Origin of the sequence: Micromonospora sp. WMMD967 (assembly GCF_029626165.1) — a bacterium.
Taxonomy (GTDB): Bacteria; Actinomycetota; Actinomycetes; order Mycobacteriales; family Micromonosporaceae; genus Micromonospora; species Micromonospora taraxaci.
In genome coordinates this window covers 4082956-4099526 of record NZ_JARUBK010000001.1, presented here as the reverse complement: position 1 = coordinate 4099526, position 16571 = coordinate 4082956, and the positions used below count along the sequence as shown (strand labels likewise).

General features: G+C 69.8%; 16 protein-coding genes. 10 read left to right on the top strand and 6 right to left on the bottom strand.

Going from position 1 to position 16571, the window contains the following annotated elements; all coding sequences use genetic code 11:
- Positions 1 to 237: 237 nt before the first annotated feature.
- The 3 genes from O7631_RS18940 to O7631_RS18930 all read left to right on the top strand — a co-directional run bounded on the left by O7631_RS18940 (position 238) and on the right by O7631_RS18930 (position 1872).
- The gene (locus O7631_RS18940; protein ID WP_269678253.1) at positions 238 to 507 is read left to right on the top strand and encodes a GlsB/YeaQ/YmgE family stress response membrane protein; all 270 of its coding nucleotides are present in this window, start codon (positions 238 to 240) and stop codon (positions 505 to 507) included.
- Between the two features lie 156 nt (positions 508 to 663).
- Positions 664 to 1218, top strand: coding sequence for a hypothetical protein (locus O7631_RS18935; RefSeq protein ID WP_278145419.1), 555 nt, complete (start codon positions 664 to 666; stop codon positions 1216 to 1218).
- 219 nt (positions 1219 to 1437) lie between these two features.
- Positions 1438 to 1872 (top strand): hypothetical protein, encoded by a 435-nt coding sequence (locus O7631_RS18930; protein ID WP_269678248.1) that lies wholly within the window; start codon positions 1438 to 1440, stop codon positions 1870 to 1872.
- Positions 1873 to 2018: 146 nt separating this feature from the next.
- Here O7631_RS18930 and O7631_RS18925 read toward each other — a convergent pair whose 3' ends face one another.
- The 4 genes from O7631_RS18925 to O7631_RS18910 form a co-directional block, all read right to left on the bottom strand.
- Positions 2019 to 3212 carry a low temperature requirement protein A gene (locus O7631_RS18925; protein WP_278145418.1) on the bottom strand — a complete coding sequence of 398 codons (1194 nt, stop codon included), beginning with the start codon at positions 3210 to 3212 and terminating at the stop codon, positions 2019 to 2021.
- Positions 3213 to 3342: 130 nt separating this feature from the next.
- Complete coding sequence (locus tag O7631_RS18920; protein ID WP_278145417.1) at positions 3343 to 4056, bottom strand: GPP34 family phosphoprotein; 714 nt, start codon at positions 4054 to 4056, stop codon at positions 3343 to 3345.
- Between the two features lie 53 nt (positions 4057 to 4109).
- Complete coding sequence (locus O7631_RS18915; RefSeq protein ID WP_278145416.1) at positions 4110 to 4829, bottom strand: hypothetical protein; 720 nt, start codon at positions 4827 to 4829, stop codon at positions 4110 to 4112.
- 19 nt (positions 4830 to 4848) lie between these two features.
- The gene (locus tag O7631_RS18910; RefSeq protein ID WP_278145415.1) at positions 4849 to 5748 is read right to left on the bottom strand and encodes an ABC transporter ATP-binding protein; all 900 of its coding nucleotides are present in this window, start codon (positions 5746 to 5748) and stop codon (positions 4849 to 4851) included.
- A gap of 107 nt (positions 5749 to 5855) precedes the next feature.
- On the opposite strand from O7631_RS18910, the gene O7631_RS18905 reads away from it, so the two are divergent.
- The 3 genes from O7631_RS18905 to O7631_RS18895 all read left to right on the top strand — a co-directional run bounded on the left by O7631_RS18905 (position 5856) and on the right by O7631_RS18895 (position 9570).
- Complete coding sequence (locus O7631_RS18905; RefSeq protein ID WP_278145414.1) at positions 5856 to 7004, top strand: histidine kinase; 1149 nt, start codon at positions 5856 to 5858, stop codon at positions 7002 to 7004.
- Complete coding sequence (locus tag O7631_RS18900; RefSeq protein WP_278145413.1) at positions 7001 to 7603, top strand: response regulator transcription factor; 603 nt, start codon at positions 7001 to 7003, stop codon at positions 7601 to 7603. Before O7631_RS18905 ends, O7631_RS18900 begins: the two co-directional genes overlap by 4 nt.
- A gap of 119 nt (positions 7604 to 7722) precedes the next feature.
- On the top strand, positions 7723 to 9570 hold the full coding sequence (locus O7631_RS18895) for a glycoside hydrolase family 15 protein (RefSeq protein WP_278145412.1): 1848 nt from the start codon (positions 7723 to 7725) through the stop codon (positions 9568 to 9570).
- A 104-nt stretch (positions 9571 to 9674) separates the two neighbouring features.
- Here O7631_RS18895 and O7631_RS18890 read toward each other — a convergent pair whose 3' ends face one another.
- Both O7631_RS18890 and O7631_RS18885 read right to left on the bottom strand, forming a co-directional pair.
- Positions 9675 to 10205, bottom strand: a complete 531-nt coding sequence (locus O7631_RS18890; protein ID WP_278145411.1) for an HAD domain-containing protein — start codon at positions 10203 to 10205, stop codon at positions 9675 to 9677.
- A 130-nt stretch (positions 10206 to 10335) separates the two neighbouring features.
- Positions 10336 to 11046, bottom strand: coding sequence for an AAA family ATPase (locus O7631_RS18885; RefSeq protein WP_278145410.1), 711 nt, complete (start codon positions 11044 to 11046; stop codon positions 10336 to 10338).
- A gap of 194 nt (positions 11047 to 11240) precedes the next feature.
- Here O7631_RS18885 and O7631_RS18880 point away from each other — a divergent pair, with 194 nt between their 5' ends.
- From O7631_RS18880 to O7631_RS18865, 4 genes are all read left to right on the top strand, one after another.
- The gene (locus O7631_RS18880; RefSeq protein ID WP_278145409.1) at positions 11241 to 11708 is read left to right on the top strand and encodes an NUDIX domain-containing protein; all 468 of its coding nucleotides are present in this window, start codon (positions 11241 to 11243) and stop codon (positions 11706 to 11708) included.
- Between the two features lie 97 nt (positions 11709 to 11805).
- Positions 11806 to 12996 (top strand): radical SAM protein, encoded by a 1191-nt coding sequence (locus tag O7631_RS18875; protein ID WP_278145408.1) that lies wholly within the window; start codon positions 11806 to 11808, stop codon positions 12994 to 12996.
- Positions 12997 to 13010: 14 nt separating this feature from the next.
- Positions 13011 to 14015, top strand: a complete 1005-nt coding sequence (locus tag O7631_RS18870; RefSeq protein ID WP_278145407.1) for an alcohol dehydrogenase catalytic domain-containing protein — start codon at positions 13011 to 13013, stop codon at positions 14013 to 14015.
- 66 nt (positions 14016 to 14081) lie between these two features.
- On the top strand, positions 14082 to 16565 hold the full coding sequence (locus O7631_RS18865; RefSeq protein WP_278145406.1) for a tetratricopeptide repeat protein: 2484 nt from the start codon (positions 14082 to 14084) through the stop codon (positions 16563 to 16565).
- Positions 16566 to 16571: the final 6 nt, after the last annotated feature.

Below are 16571 nucleotides of genomic sequence, written 5' to 3'. Positions count from 1 at the left end.
GAAGAGGCGGGGTGCCGGCACTGCGCTCCCGTGCTGACCGTTCCCAGCGCGGTTGCCCCCGCGCTGCGGCCGAGCAATTCCAGCACACCCGCAACCGCCCCGCAACATCGACACGCGCCTCTGTCTGGTGTCACGTGCCGGCGACGACCCGGCAGAGGCAGCCGCCCGGTGGGGTTTGCCCGCGCGCAGGCTGGGGCAGTGATCAGTCCGACGAGATTTCGGTGGGAGGACATAACAATGGAAATCGCTGGCTTCTTCAGCGCGATCATCATCGGCCTGATCATCGGTGTGCTGGGACGACTGATCCTGCCGGGCAAGCAGAACCTGTCGTTCCTGGTGACCCTCGCCGTCGGCGTCGTCGCCGCGATCGTCGGCACGCTGGTCGCCGGGGCCCTCGGCGTCGACGACACCGCAGGGATCGACTGGATCGAGCTGGGCCTGCAGCTCGCCTTCGCCGTGGCCGGTGTCGCGATCCTCGACCGCACCTACGGCCGCCGCAGGCACTGACCGTCCACGCCGCGCGGGCCCGTCCACACGGAGTGGACGGGCCCGATTCGCGCTGTCCGCGACCTACGGGCCGGGAAGGACTTGACGCGCCGACATCCATCGCTCATGGTCGATCAGGCATCGACAGTCCCGAATGTGTTGACACGGGGAGGACTCATGAAGGCTCTGGTCACCATCGTCTCGGCCGCGGCCCTGCTACTCCTGGCCACGGGCAGCGCGTCGCACGGCCGGCCGGCGGCCGACGCACCCTGCGCCGGGCAGATCCACATCAACCCCGGGTTCGAACGCGGCACCACCGACTGGACCGCCGGCCCTCGCATCGTCGTGCTCGGCGACGCTGCCCGACCCGCGCACACCGGCCGCGCGTACGCCACCTTCGCCGGGCTGGACGTGACGCGTAGCGACCTGCTGCGCACCACCGTCACGGTGCCCGCCGACTGCGACCTGACCGTCCGCTTCTGGGTACGCACCACCACCACGGAGACGACCCGCGGCGACTACCTGAACGTCGGACTGGCCGTCACCGGGATACCCCCGAAGACGAGGTTCTCGCTGGCGTTCGACGGCGGGGCGCAGTGGCGGCAGTACAGCATGTCGAGCGGCACGGCGACCACCGAGCGCACCGCGACGGTCAGCTTCCTCGCCAGCGAGACGGCCGGCAACGGCGTCACGACCTTCGACGTCGACGACGTGACCTTCACGTTGGGCTGACCACCGGGTGGACCACCCCGCCGGCCCTCGCGACGGCGGGTGGCCGTTCCGACGCGAACGAGTGCGTGTCCGGCTCCGGCACACACGCCCGGAATCGCACTGTCCGCGCCGACCACAGACCAGATGAATAGGCAATTCCTACCGACGCGGTGCCGAGCCCCGCTGACGGATGGTCTACCCGTCACGAATTCGTCGTGATCGAACAGACGGGGAAACCACATGATCACCCAGACCGACGTCGCCACCACCGCTACGGCACCGACCCGCTGGCAGGATCGGACCGGACGCATCCTGATGGCGATCACCGCAGCGGCCACCCTGGTGCCGTTCGTCGAGGGCCTCACCCGCCTCGGTGACCTCCCCGAAGACCAGATCCTGACCGAATACTGGCGGACCTGCGCGTACCTCGTCTTCGCCGGCATGTGGGCCCTGCTGGCGGTCGCGCCCCGCAAGCAGCGGGGCATGTGGGAGCTCCTGCTGCTCCACAAGATCGCGGTCACCGTCCAGGCGGCGTTCATCCTCGATGTTCCGCACGCGGCACGGACCCTGATCGCCGACGCGTCCGTCTCGCTGACGACCATCGCCGGCTACGTGCTGTGCCGTGGCTGGTACGCCTGGCGTCGCGGAGCGCTGGGACCCGACGACAACCGCTGACCGTACGTGGCCGTGGTGGTGGTCGTGCCGCCCGGTGCCGACACGATCGCGCACCCCTCCCGGACCACCGTTTCGCGGCCGGCGCTGCCGTCGCATCGGTGACAACCGAGTATGTGCGCGGCCGACATCCCGCACGCCTCGCGTCCTCAGTGGGGTACGGACGGTCGCTCGGGTGGTTTGCCGCTGGCGCGCATCAGGTCGGAGACGGCGATGGCGGCCAGCACGAGGACGGCGGCGACGGCCACGGTCAGCGGCGGCACGAGGGTCATGGTGGGCGCGATCCCGACCAGCACGAGTGCGCCGATCAGCCGAGAGCGGGAGACCCGGGCGAACACCGCGTGCTCCACCAGGGCGCGCCCGATCAGGAACAGGATCGGCCCACCGAGGATGGCGACGGTCCAGGCTGCCTCGGTGCGCCCGAACGGGTGCCTGATCACGATTTCGTAGCCCACGGCGACCGCGACGATGCCCATGACCATGAGGACGTGCGCGAGGAACGCCTCACGGATGAGACGGGGTGGCTCGCGAGCGGCGGCGAGCGCTTCGGGTAGCAGTTGGCCCGCCTTGAAGAGATAGACCCGGAACAGCAGCACCGTGGTGACGAACGAGACGGCGAAGGCCGCGGCGGCTCCACTCTGTCGGGGCGAGGCGTCGCTGTAGGCCGATCCGGTCGTCAGGATGAGCTCGCCGAGGGCGATGATGAAGAACTGCCGGTACCGCTCGGATATGTACTCGGCGGAGACGGGCCACTGCTGTCGAGTGCGCAGGGTCCACGGCGCGGGGTAGAAGAGCAGCAGTGCCGTGCCGTCGATGGCGATCGCGAGTGCCCACAGCAGCCCGCGAGCCGGGTCCGGCAGGATCGCGCCGGCGATCCACGGCACGGCGGACAGCGAGAACCAGAGGAGCACACCGGCGGCGCGGCGCTGCGCCGCGTGACCTCGCAGCGCCGGCACGATGACGAGACCACGGATGATGTGGACCCCGACGTACGCGCCGGCGAACGCCAGGCTCCCGTCGCCGAACGCCCGGGGCACCGTGACCGCCATGATCATGGCACCGAGCATGGCCGTGTAGACCATCCCCTGCAGCTGCGGTGTCTGTAGGTCGTAGATGTCGGTGACCCACGCCGTGACGAACCAGAGGACGAGGAAGGCCAGCAGCAACAGCACCGTCTCGCTGGCGTCGGAGAGGACCGCTCGCCCCTCGGTGAGATCCTCCACCAACCGGTGGGACACCCGGTTCAGGGCGAAGACGAACACCAGGTCGAAGAAAAGCTCCAGGAGGTTCGGCCGCTCAGGTTGCCCTGGCTTACGAAGCAGCGCTGCCGCCTTCGTTGACATCCGGCCGCCGATCCTGCCAGCTTCGTTCGTCCTCCGAGAATTAATATCATTCCTGGCGTTTTGCTCGTGCTGTTACCGCGAGCAACCGCGTTCTTTCACCCGCCTGGGCAGCCCTGCCAGGGCCACGGGGTCAGGGCCGCGGAATGACGGCCGTCGCCACGACAACGCTGTTGATGATGGTCGCGGTGACGGTGCGTGCGACGGCTTCGGCGGCGGCACCGGCTCCCCAGTTGCCCTGCTCGAGTTCCTTCGCGCGGTTGATCACCGGGGTGGTCCAGGGGATGTCCCTGTCGAACTGGGGCAGCGTCCCGCTCGCCGACAGCAGCGCCCCGAGGGCCGCCACCCGGGGTCGCGGTTCGACGCCGTCGACGAGCACGTCGCGTACGTCTCCGAGGAGCACGGACCGACGACCGGTCCCCCCGTCCTCCAACGCCGTCGTGGTGAACAGGCCGAGGGTCCGGCGGCGCGCACGGCGGATGTCGCCACGGTCGACGAGGCGGTCGAGCACCGGGCCGCGCAGCGTCGGCCCGACCGCCGCGAGGACGGTCTGCACACCGCGGGGCTTCTGCGCGACGTAGTCCCACGCGGAGCGCAGGATCGCGTCCGACGGCGGGCGGTCCGGGACGGCCTCGACCCGCGTCGACGAGCCCCGGCCCGAGGTGCGCACCTGCTCCCCGAGCGCCAGGTCGGCGAGCACCGCACCGGCGAGGACGTAGAAGAGCGTGTTCTCCCCGGCGATCACTCCGCTGCCCCGGAAGCCGGCGTTCGGCTGGAACAGGAGCAGCAGGAGGTCCTCGGCGAGGCTCGCCTCCACCCCGTACCCCATGTCTTGTCGCGCGGCCATCGGTCCTACCTTTCACGGTTGTGGTCGTCGGCGCTGGGATTCGCGCGGTGTGGCTAGCGGCGGGGCTCCCAGCGGAAGAGCCGGTTGGCGAGCAGGACGGCGACGACGATCCAGGACAGGGTCGGCGCCAGCAGGACGAGAGATTCGCTCAGGGCGACGCCGCCGTTCCAGGCGTTCACCGTCAGCTCGGTGGCTGCACCCCCGGGCAGCAGTCGTTTGAGCACTGCGAGGTCGGCGGTGCCGGTGGTGCCGACCCAGGTGGCGACACCGATCACGCCGAGGCTGACGGGCAGGGTGGTGACCTGGGCGTGCTCCGGTGAGTTGGTCAGCCCGGCGGTGGCCAGGGCGAGACCGATCATCATGGCCAGGGTCGCGAGGACCGCCACCGCCAGCAGGACGACGTTGCCCGGTTTGCCCGTGATCGCGGCCAGCACGGCCAGGATCGCGGTCACCTGCACCAGGGCGATGGCGGTGGCGGGCAGCAGCAGCCCGGCGAGGATGCCGGCGTCGCTCGCGGCGGTGGAACGCAGCCGCTTGAGGAACAGGTTCTGTCGCCGGGACGCGAGGGTGGTGACGGCGGTGGTGTAGAGCCCGAAGGCGGCCACTGTGAACATCACGATGGCCGCGATGTAGCCGAGGCTGCCGATGGCGGCGGAGGTCTCGTGCTGGCGGACGAAGAGCGCGCTCACCGCCACGGGGATGATGAGGCCGGTGACCATCACCAGCCGGTTGCGGAAGATCTGGATCAGCTCGCCGAATGCGATGGGAAGCATGATTCTGGTCCTTACCGGTTCAGGAGTGGGCAGCGGGCGTGCCGCTGATGGCGCGGAAGACGTCGTCGAGCCGGGTCGCTCCGGCCTGGAGATCCCGCAGTTCGACGGCGTGGTCCTGCGCCCAGCGGAGCAGGGCGTGCAGGTCGTTCTGCAGCTCGAAGGTCTCGATCACGACCTTCCCGTCGTGGCCGACCACGGCCTGCGACGGCAGCGTGGACACCGGCGTCGCCAGCTCGAAGCGGATGACGGACGGCAGGGTGCGGGTCAGCTCGGAGACGGTGCCCTCCCGGTGGAGGGTGCCCTCGTGCATGAGCCCGATGCGGTCGGCGCGCTGCTGCGCCTCCTCCAGGTAGTGCGTGGTGAGCACCACTGTGGTGCCGTTCTCGCGCAGCCGGTCCACCGTCGCCCACAGGGCGTCGCGGGACTGGATGTCCAGTCCGGTGGTCGGCTCGTCCAGGAAGATCAGCTTCGGGGTCCCGTAGACGGCCGTCGCGAAGTCCAGCCGCCGCTTCTCCCCGCCGGAGAGCTGTGCGACCTTCCGGCCGGCCCGATCGGTGAGGTCGACGAGGTCGAGCACCCGGTCGACGTCGTCGGACCGGCGGGTGAGCCGGCCGATCAGGTGCACCGACTCCCGGACGGTGAGATCCGGTGAGAATCCGCTCTCCTGGAGCATGACACCCATCCGGGGACGAACCGCCCGCCGGTCCAGAGGGCTCTGCCCGAAGATCCGTACGGTGCCGGAGGTCGGCTCCCGGTGCCCCTCGATGGTCTCCAACGTCGAGGTCTTGCCAGCGCCGTTCGTGCCGAGCAGCGCGTAGAGCTCGCCGGGTCGCACTTCGAAGGAAAGATCCTTGACGGCGTGGAAATCACCGTAGGTGAGGTTCAGCCGGTCGACTTCGATGACTGGTGTGGTGGACATGCACCCATGACAGCGCGGATCCGGGCCGGCCGTCAGTGGCGCCGCGTCACCACCGCATGTGACGCGGTGTCACTGGTCGACGCCGATGCTTGCCGGATACTGAGGTGGTGACCGCACGATCGGAGCGTTTCACCGAGTCGACGCAGGGACGGCTGCGCCGGCTCACCCTGGTGACGTCGCTGCCGCCCGTCCTGATCGCCGCGGCCGTCCTCCTGTTCAGCGACGCGCACACCTGGTGGCATTTCATCGTCCTCGCCCCCGGTGCCGGCGCGGCGTTGGTGGCCTTCGAGCGGTGGACAGCCAACGACCTCGCCCGGGTCGCCCTTCCGTGTCTGACAGTGGCGGCGGCGGTGTGGCCACTGGGAGTGCTGGTGACCGGCAGCCCCAACGCGTACTGGGGGTTCTGCGCCGTGGGCTCCCTGGCCCTGCGCGAGGTGCGGCGGAAGGTCCGGGCATCTGTCGCGCTCCTGTCCTACGTGGCTGCCGTCGGCGCGACACGGCTCCTGGTGGAGCGCGACGACCCGGGGAGCGTGCTGTTCACCTACGTCCTCGTGCCGACCGTCATCACCGTCCTGGTGACCGTCCTGACGGTCGTCGGCGAACGGTTCTACGACCTCATCCGGGAGCTCGAACAGACCCGGGAACGCGAGGCGGAGCTGGCCGTCGTCCGGGAACGCGTCCGCTTCGCCAGCGACCTGCACGACATCCAGGGTCACACCCTGCACGTCGTCAAACTGAAGATCGCGCTGGCGCGGAAACTGCTGCTCACCGACGCCGAGCGGGCGGAGAAGGAGCTCCGGGAGACGTACGCCCTGGTCAGCGACACCATCGCCCAGACCAAGGACCTCGCGTACGCCCAGCGGCGGCTCAACCTCTCCACGGAGATCGAGAACGCGAAGAACCTGTTCGAGGCGGCGGGCATCCGGGTGCGGGTGACCCGGGAGGCCGAGGTGAACGTCGGCGCCAGCGAACTGTTGGGTCAGGTGTTACGGGAGACGACGACGAACATTCTGCGGCACGCGCAGGCGACCCAGGTGCAGATCACGCTCTCCGAGTCGGGCATCACCATCGTCAACGACGGCGCGACCGGTGACGGGCCGGGCGAACTCAGAGGGCTGTCCGCCCTGCGGCAGCGGGTGGCGGGTGACGGGGGTGAGTTGACCGTGGAACAGCAGCAGGGGCGGTTCCGGACGGCTGCGGTGTTCCCGCCCGCCCGTGCCCGTACGTCAGCGGGTGCGCGGGAGGGCGGGCGATGACGACGATCGTGCTCGCCGACGACGAGGCGCTGCTCCGGACGGCGCTGGCCACGCTGCTGCCCATGGAGGGCGACATCACCGTCCTCGCCGAGGCGTCCGACGGCGCGACGGCGGTCGAGGCCACGCTGCGCCACCAGCCCGACGTCCTGGTCATCGATCTGGAGATGCCGGGCGTGGACGGGCTCGGCGCGGTCGCACAGATCCGTCGTGAGCGTCCCGAGCAGGTCGTCCTCATGCTGACCCGGCATGCCCGGCCCGGCGTGCTGCGCCAGGCCCTGAAGCTCGGTGTGCAGGGCTTCGTCAGCAAGTCCGCCGAGCCGTCGCACATCACCTCGGTCATCGCCACCCTGCACGCCGGCAGGCGCTGGATCGACCCGGAGGTGTCCGCGCTGGCCGTCATCGACGACTGCCCGCTCACCGAACGGGAGGTCGACGTGCTGCGGGTGACCAGCGAGGGTTACTCGGTGGCCGACATCGCCGCCCGGCTGCACCTCGCGCAGGGGACGGTGCGCAACTACCTCTCCAACGCGATGCAGAAGACCCAGACCCGGACCCGCCACGAGGCGGCGCGTTACGCCCGGGAACACGACTGGCTGTGACACCACCACGTCGAAACCCATCGGGTACGCAAACCGGGTGGCGGAACGCGAAAATGACCTAACCCGACAATTTCTCCCCTAGGTTCGATGCGCAGGAGGCCGCCGAACCGGGGAGAGACGTGGACAGCTATCCGGCGATCGAAGATCACGGGCTCATCGGCGACCTGCAGACCGCCGCGTTGGTGACCTGTGACGGGACGGTCGACTGGTTCTGCGCGCCCCGCTTCGACTCGCCGAGCATCTTCGCCGCGCTGCTCGACAAGGACAAGGGCGGGTACTTCCGGATCGCGCCGTGCGACGTGCGGTACGTGACCAAACAGCTCTACCTTCCCGGCACACCCATCCTGATCACCCGGTTCATCAGCGCGGACGGCGTGGCCGAGGTGATGGACTTCATGCCGGTCACCGGCGAGCGGGCCACCGACACGCACCGCCTGGTCCGCCTCGTCACCATGGTCCGTGGCAGCATGCGCTTCAAGGTCGAGTGCCGGCCCCGGTTCGACTACGCCCGCGAAGAGCACCAGTTGGAGACCCACCGCCACGGCTACGTCTTCCGCGGCAGGTCGGCGAGCCTGACGTTCAACCCGGTCGACCCGGTCCGGCACCTGATCGCCGAGCGCGGCGACGTCCGTCTCGAAGACGGCGACCTGGTCGCGTACGGCACCCTGAACCAGGGCGACACCGGCGGAGTGGTCCTCGAGACGGGCGACGCCGACCCGCGGATCTTCTCGCCGGAAGAGGTCCAGGGGATGTTCGAGTGGACCCGGGACTACTGGCGGCGCTGGCTCGAACGCTCGCGCTACACCGGCCGTTGGCGGGAGATGGTCGAGCGCTCCGCCATCACGCTGAAGCTCATGACGTACGCCCCGACCGGCGCGATGATCGCCGCACCCACCGCCGCGCTGCCCGAACTCGTGGGCGGAACCCGCAACTGGGACTACCGCTACACCTGGGTACGGGACACGTCGTTCTCGGTGCACGCGCTGCTCGGCCTCGGTTTCACCGAGGAGGTCAGCCGGTACATGGACTGGCTGGACGAGCGGATCCGCGAGGCCGGCGACCTCCAGGATCCCCTGAAGATCATGTACCGGGTCGACGGCTCCTCCGACCTGCACGAGGAGACCCTCCATCACCTGGAGGGCTACCGCGGCTCGCGTCCGGTGCGCATCGGCAACGGCGCCGCCGACCAACTCCAGCTCGACATCCACGGCGAGGCGCTCTACGCCATGCACCTCGCCGACGAGCAGGGCATCCGCGTCTCACACCAGGTGTGGAAGAGCACCGTCCGGCTGGTCGACTGGCTCTGCCGCCACTGGGACCAGGCCGACGCCGGCATCTGGGAGAGCCGCCACCACCCCCGCAACTACACCTTCGGCCGGGTGATGTCCTGGGTCGCGCTGGACCGGGCCGTCCGCCTGGCCACCCGGACCGGCCGCCCCGGAGACATCACCAGCTGGACCGACCAACGCAACCGCATCTACAACCAGGTCATGGAACGCGGGTACGACCGGGGTCGCGGCACCTTCGTGCAGGCGTACGACGAGAGCGTGCTCGACGCGGCGTTGCTCGCCATGCCGGCGGTCGGTTTCGTCACGCCGAGCGACCCGCTGTGGCAGTCCACGTTGGCCGCGATCGAGAGCGAACTCGTCTCCGACAGCCTGGTCCACCGGTACGACCCGGTCCACTCCCCCGACGGCCTCCCCGGGCACGAGGGCACCTTCAACATGTGCACCTTCTGGTACGTCGAGGCGCTGGCCCGTTCCGGTCGCCTCGACGACGCCCGCCTCACGTTCGAGAAGATGTTCACCTTCAGCAACCACCTGGGTCTGTACGCCGAGGAAATCGCGTCGACAGGTGAGCAGATCGGCAACTACCCCCAGGCGTTCAGCCACCTGTCGTTGATCAATTCGGCGCTGACCCTCAACGACCTGCTCGACACCGAGGCTGACGCCCGACGCCGCCGGTAGAGCGGGCAGCCATTCGCAGCCGGCAGACGCCTCTGGATGGCAGCCCGACCACGGCCCGGAGGATCGTCGCCGTGGGTCGCAGGTCGACCAGGTGGGCGTGCCGGTCACCGATCAGTGGGGTCGATCTGCCCGATCCACCGACGGACCGCCGAGAAATCCGCTTCGGTCAGACCCACGTACGGGTCGACGCGTTGCAGCAGCGCCCTCACCGGGTGGTGTGCCGCGACCCATCGACGGTCAGCGTCGCTTATCTCGTCGTCGAGCCAGACGAACGGGCGGCCGGCTGCCCACCGCGTGAGGGATGCGGTCTTCCAGTGCAGGCCGTGCTCCGGATCGCCGTCGTCGTCCGGCCATTCGACGACCGGCAGGTCGGGGAGCCCGAGCCGTGGCGAGATGACCTCGTTGGCCTCCGCCATCCAGGTCGTCGCCCAGATCAACTGGCCGCCCAGCGCCACCAGCCTCCGCCCGTCATCTGGCTCAAGCCGATCGAGCAGCGGGTTGCCGGTGCGGTCCAGTTGCCGCACGTCCGCACCGCGCGACGGACGCTCCCGGCTGACTCGCCGGGCCCTGAACGGGATCAACGGTCCGTCGACATCTACGAAGATCAGCGGGCTGTGCGCACGGCCAGCGATCATGCTCGAACCGTATCGTGGGTCCATCCGATCCGTGTCAACCGCTGGACGTGACGTGCGACGAGTTCCGCGAGGGAGGTTTCCTCGTCGAGCGGATCCACGAACCGCGACCGTCGGAGCGGATGCGCGAGCACTACCCGGAGGTCGCCGAGCGTCTGTCGTCCTGCCCCGCCTTCATCGTGTTCTCGTTGGTGACCGCGTACGGTTGATCGCGTCGCGAGCCTGACGGAGGGTGAGCCCGAGACGGTTCGCCGCGGGTCAGGCTGTCACCCCGCCGACGCTCGTCGTCAGCACCGAGCCGGTCCAGGACCACACGCACCCGCGTCGCGACGTCGGCGCGGGGCAGCTCCACGCACCGGTAGCCAACCTCACGGTACGCCTCGACGATCGCCGCGTGGATGCCCTCCGCCTGCTCGAAGCTCTCCCATCGTGCCTCGTCACGCCGGTAGATCTCGCGCCACGGCGGTGCCACGAAGACCGTCGGGTGATACCGGAAGCGGGCGACGGCGGCGTGGAAGTGAGCCGGCACCGGCTCGGCGCGGGCTCTGATGAAGCCGACGGTGCAGGGGATCGCATGGTCGAAGAAGGCGGTCCCACCGATCGCGCAGGCGTCCTCGTGGGCGCGCATCCCCATCGCGAGGACCAGTTCGTCGAAGAGGGCGGGATCGTTCCAGGGAAGCAGGCGGCCGCCGATCGCACGTTGATCGGTGACGATGGCACGGCCCGCTTCGGGTACCGCCCGGAATCCGGCCAGGTGCAGCGCGTCCACCAGGGCGGTCTTGCCGGACCCCGGTCCGCCGGTGATGACGACGAGGCGACTGTCCGGCGTCTCGTGATAGCTCATGACCCGCTCTCCCCCGTCGCCACCTGATCCTGCGGTGGGTCGTCGCCTCTCAGCGATCGACAAGCCTAACCGCGTCGAGCGGAGTCACAATGTGCTGACGATGGACCCGTCGTGTCGCCACGGGGTCATCGGGGTCGTGGCGTGGCAGCATCAGCTGTCTGCCGCCACCGGACGCCGTCGTATCGGAGATGCTGATGAGACCCGCCCGCCACTTCACGGCTGCCGCGATCGTGGTCGACGACGACCGTCGGGTGTTGCTGGTCCATCACCACAAGATCGGGATGTGGATCTATCCAGGTGGCCATCTGGCCGAGCAGGAGGATCCGGTGGAGGCGGCGGTGCGTGAGGTCCGCGAGGAGACCGGCATCCACGTCCGTGTCGTCGGCCGGCAGCCGTTCGTCCATCCTGCGGCCCGGACGATTCCCTCACCGTTCGCCATTCTCGAGATAGACATGAAGACCGCCGCGCTCGAGGTCCACCACCACGTCGAGATGATCTACGTCTGCCGACCTGACGGGGGAACCCTGCGTCCACAACTGAGCGAGGTCAGCGCCTGCCGCTGGTTCTCGGCGGCGGAGGTAGAACACCTCGACACCCCACCGGAGCTGCCCGCACTGGTAACCGCCGCGCTCGACTGGCTGGACACCCACAACGAGGAATGACGTCGGCGCCGCAACCGGAATCACGACACTTCACACCCGCCAGCGGGCGTGGGACCATCCGCTGGGGCTTCCATCCGCCGACAGCGAGGGGCCATGCATGACAGACCGCGAGCCCGGCTCCCACTCTCTCGAGAACCTCACCATCTCCCTCACACTGGCCTGCAACCAGGCATGTCGACACTGCTGGGTCGACGCCGGAAAGGCACAGCCCGACGAGCTCGACGACGACGAGATCCGGTCGGTTCTCACGCAGGCGCGCCGCCTGGGCGCTCGACACGTCAAGTTCACCGGCGGTGAACCCCTGCTGCGTCCGGGCTTCGTCGACCTGATGCGCTCCGCGTACGACCAGGGGTTCCGCATCTCGCTGGAGACGAACGGCACGATCATCAGCGCGGCGACGCTGGGCGAGCTCACCCGGATCGGCGACCGACTGCACCTCTACGTCAGCCTGGACGGCGCCTCGGCGGCCACCCATGACTCCTTCCGTGGTCAGCACGGCGCATTCACACGCACTGTCGACAACCTTCGCCGGCTGCGCGACAACGACCTCTACTTCTCCATCCACACCGTCGTCCGCCGGGGCAACCTGCACGAGATCCACGACGTCCTCGACCTGGCCGGCGACCTGGGCGCGTCCCAACTGAAGCTGATCCTCAGCGTGCACGAGCTGGGGCGTGGTCACGGCGTCGCCGACGACGTCATCGACGCCGACGAGCTGTTCGACCTCCTGGCCCGCCTGCCCCCGCAGCGCCTCTGGGACTACGCCTGGGATCCGCACCGATCACGCACGCCGGTGCTGATGACCACCCTTCCGCCCGCCTTCCAACCGGGCGGCGCGACGACCACCTGTGGTTGGAGCAAGTCCTTCCTGGCCGTACTCGCCAACGGCGAGGTGGCCATCTGCCAGGGCATGTACGAGTTCGACCAGGCCAAGGCCGGCAACGTTCGGGATCGCTCGCTGGCCGACATCTGGCAGGAGAGCCCGCTGTTCACCAGCACCCGGGCCTGGCAGGTCGACGACCTGGACGGGGTCTGCGGCAACTGCGCCGTCGCGGAGTCGTGTCGCGGGCTGTGCCGGGCCAGTGCCATCGCCCGCTACCGCGACCTCCGGGCTCCGTACCCCCTCTGCCAGGTGCTCTACGACGGCGGCCACTTCCCCGCGACGATGCTGCGCGACTCCGCTCGTTCCACCCCGTACGCCGAAGCGGAGCCGGCGGCGCAGGACGGACCGGTTCGGCGTCTGCTCCCGCTGACAGCGCTGTCCTCGACCGGCCCCGGTGGTCGGTGAGGCAGGCGGTCTTCGTGGCGCCACGCCACGTCGAGGTCCACGACGTGCCCGAGCCCCGGCGGGCTGCTCAGGAGGTGCTGGTCTCGGTCGGCGCGTGCGGGATCTGCACGTGGGAGCAGCGGGTGTTCCGCGGCGTTCGACCCGAGTACCCGCTCCTCGGCGGGCACGAGGTGGGAGCGGTCGTCCTCGACGCGCCTGCGTCGACGGGCCTGCGCTCCGGCGAGGTGGTCGCCGTCTCACTGCTTCCGCGGTGCGGTGACTGCCCGTTCTGCCGGGCCGGCCGGAGCAACCTGTGCTCGTACGCGAAGGCCTCGGGGCCGCGGCGCCAGCCCCAGGGGCCCCGGGGTATGTCCGACCTGCTCGTGGTCCCGCATGTCGACGTCTTTCCCGTCGGACCGACGGCGACGTGCCAGGACGCCGCGTTGGTCGAGCCGACGGCCTGTGCCGTCCACTCACTCGATCGAAGCGGATGTCGACCGGGAGATCTGCTCGCCGTCTTCGGCCTCGGGTTCACCGGGGCTCTGCACGTTGCCGCCGCCCGCGCCCGCGGCCTGCGCACGGTCGGCGTCGCCACAGCCCGCGACGCGGACGGACGTGCGCCAGTCGAGGCGGACGTGCTCGTCGAGCCGGACGGGCGGGACGTGGCGCGGTGCATTCGCGACGCGGTCGGATCGGAGGTGGCTGCGGCAGTCGTCACCCGTGGCGGCATCGCGTCGATCGAGGCGGCGCTGGACGTCATTGAACTCGGCGGTCAGGTGGTCCTGTTCGAATCCGTGGCCCCGTCGGTTCCGCTCGACCTCAACCTGCCGCGCCTGCGCAGCGGAGAGATCACGTTGACCGGTTCCGTGAGCCACACCCGGGAGGACTTCGCCGCGGCCGCGGCGCTGGTGGCGTCCGGGGCCGTGCCGACCGAGGGCCTGGTCGGCCGAGCCTTCGAACTGGCGGACGCCCAGCAGGCGATGCTGCACGCGGTGGCTCACCCCGGTCGCCGGACGATGGTGCTGCCGAGACCTCGGTGACGGCACCGTCTCATCTCGACCGTTGGTCCGATCACGGGGTGGCGGCGAGGCCCTACGGTGCTAGGCATGCTGGCTGACGTCCTCGTGCGAGCCGTGGAGGCGGCGGTCGGCGCCCACCTCCGCAAGCGTGACTTCGATCGGCGGCTGCGGGGGGCCACCGAACGCGCGGTGGATCGTTTCCGCGACCGGCATCTCTCGGTCGACCGGGAGCTGACCTTGTTCCTCCTGGACGACGCACCGGTGCTGGACCTACCCAGCGTCGGTGAGGCTCTGCGGCAGCTCGTGTTGTACCCGGCCCGCTCGGAGGACCAGGCCGGCCAGGACTTCGCGCAGGTGCTCCGACGCTTCGCCCCGTCGGTGGACGAGCAGAGGATCGACCGGGCGTTGCGGGAACTGGTCCGCTGCCTACGCGACGAGCTTCAGCACCTGCCTGAGCTGCAACCGTCCTTCGCCCTGATGTACCAGCAGCAACAGCTCGAGGTGTTGCGGGCGACGGCTCGGCCGACCCCGCCGCCGCAGAGCGACCGATCGTCGCGGCACAACCTGCCACACCGGACGTACCACCGGCTCGTCGGGCGTGCCACGGAGCTTGAGCTGGTGCTCAAGCGGATGCGTCCCGAGGATCGGACGTGGGTGGTCGTGATCGACGGCATCGGGGGCGTGGGCAAGACGTCGCTGGCCCTGGAGGCGGCGTACCAGCTGATCGACGGCGACCCGGGGCAACGGCAGTTCGACGCGGCGATCTGGGTCTCGGCGAAACAGACCCTGCTGACGGCCCACGGCATCAACACGCGGCAGCCCGAGCTGGCGGTGCTCCGGGACCTCTTCACCGTGATGGGCTCGGTGCTCGGACGCGGCGAACTGATCCAGATGCCGTTCCGCGAACAGCGGGCCGTCATCGGGGAACTGCTCTCCGGTGACACCAGGGTCCTGCTCGTCCTGGACAATCTGGAGACCGTCGACGATGACGAGATCGCCGCCTTCCTGCGCGACCTGCCCCAACCCACCAAGGCGATCGTCACGTCCCGGCACCGCCTCGACGTCGCCTACTCCCTGCGCCTGTCCGGGCTGCCGCTGGACGAGGCGGCGCAGCTGATCGCCGCCCAGGCCGACCAGCGTGACCTCGTGCTGAGTCAGGCGGAGGCGTCGGCGCTCACTCGCAAGACGGGCGGTATTCCGCTCGCCATCGTCTGGAGCCTGAGCCTGATGAACCTCGGGCACTCGGTCGAGTCCGTGCTCCGACGTCTCGGCTCCGGTCACAGCGACATCGCCGCCTTCTGCTTCCGGGAGAGCGTCCGGGCGTTGGAGGGCACGGAGGCGTTGTGGGTGCTCGCGGCGATCGCCATGTTCGAGGATCCCGTGGACCGCACACTCCTCGGCCGCGCGGCGGGCCTCGGCGAGGACGTCGTCGCCCGGGACGACGGCATCCAGACGCTGATCCAGCTGTCACTGATCGATCTGCGGGGCGGCATGTTCACGCTCCTGCCGCTGACCCGCACCTACGTCGAGCGCCTCCTGGACGAACAACCCGACCTCCGCGACCGCGTGCGTACCGCCTGGCTGACCACCATGCTGGAGGTCGCCGCCCAGTACCGGCTCCCCGATCCGAGCTGGCGTGATCTGACTCGGCTGCGCTCCCTCGGCCCGCACCTGCACGTCGCGTACGGGTGGGCGCGGGACAGCGGGCAGGTCCACCATGCGCTGGCGCTCGCCGGTGCCGTGCTGGCCGACCTCGACGCCGTGGGCCGGTGGGACGACCTGCTCGCGACCTGCGCGGAAGTCGAAAGCTACGCCTCCTCCACGGCTGCCGACGATCTGGTCCTGCACACCGGCTGGTACCAGAACTGGATCTACGCGCAGCGCGGTGAGTTCGACCAGGCGTGGCTTGCCCTCGACCGGGTGTCGCGCCTGCCCACCACGCCCGAGGAACGGTTGCGCCATCAGGTCTGCTGCGCGCAGACGTGCCGTCGGGAGGGACGTCACGAGGAGGCCGCGGCGCACCTCGACCAGGCGCAGGCGTTGGTGCCCGACCTCACCATGCCGGCGGCGTCCAGCCTGGTGGCACACCTGACGTTCGAGGCGGGGAAGCTCGCACGCGACCTGGGCGACTGGGACGCGGCCGAGCGCGCCTTCCGCGAGACCAGTCGGGTGTTCGATCCCGAGGCCGTCACCCGGGCGCTGGCCGACGGCGAGACGCCGACGTACGACCCCGAGTGGGCGGTACGTGTTCTCGGCAACCTCGGCGTGGTCGAGCATCGCCGCGACAACCTCACGTCGGCGTCGGCGTTGCTCCAGCGGGCGGTGGACTTCACCCGGGAGCACGGCAGTGCGTCCAACCTGGCAACTCTCCTGATCCGTCTCGCCGACGTCCAGTTGGACCAGGGCCGAGTGCACGAGGCCGCCACGACCCTGGACGAGGCGACCCGGCTCGCCGCCCGGCTGGGGATGCGCGAGGAGGTCAGCGCCGGCGAGCGGCTGGTGCTGAAGCACCGTGACCTCAGCGGGGAGGCGGCACCGGGGCTCGGGTCCGAACCGACGCCGACCGGGTGACGGCAA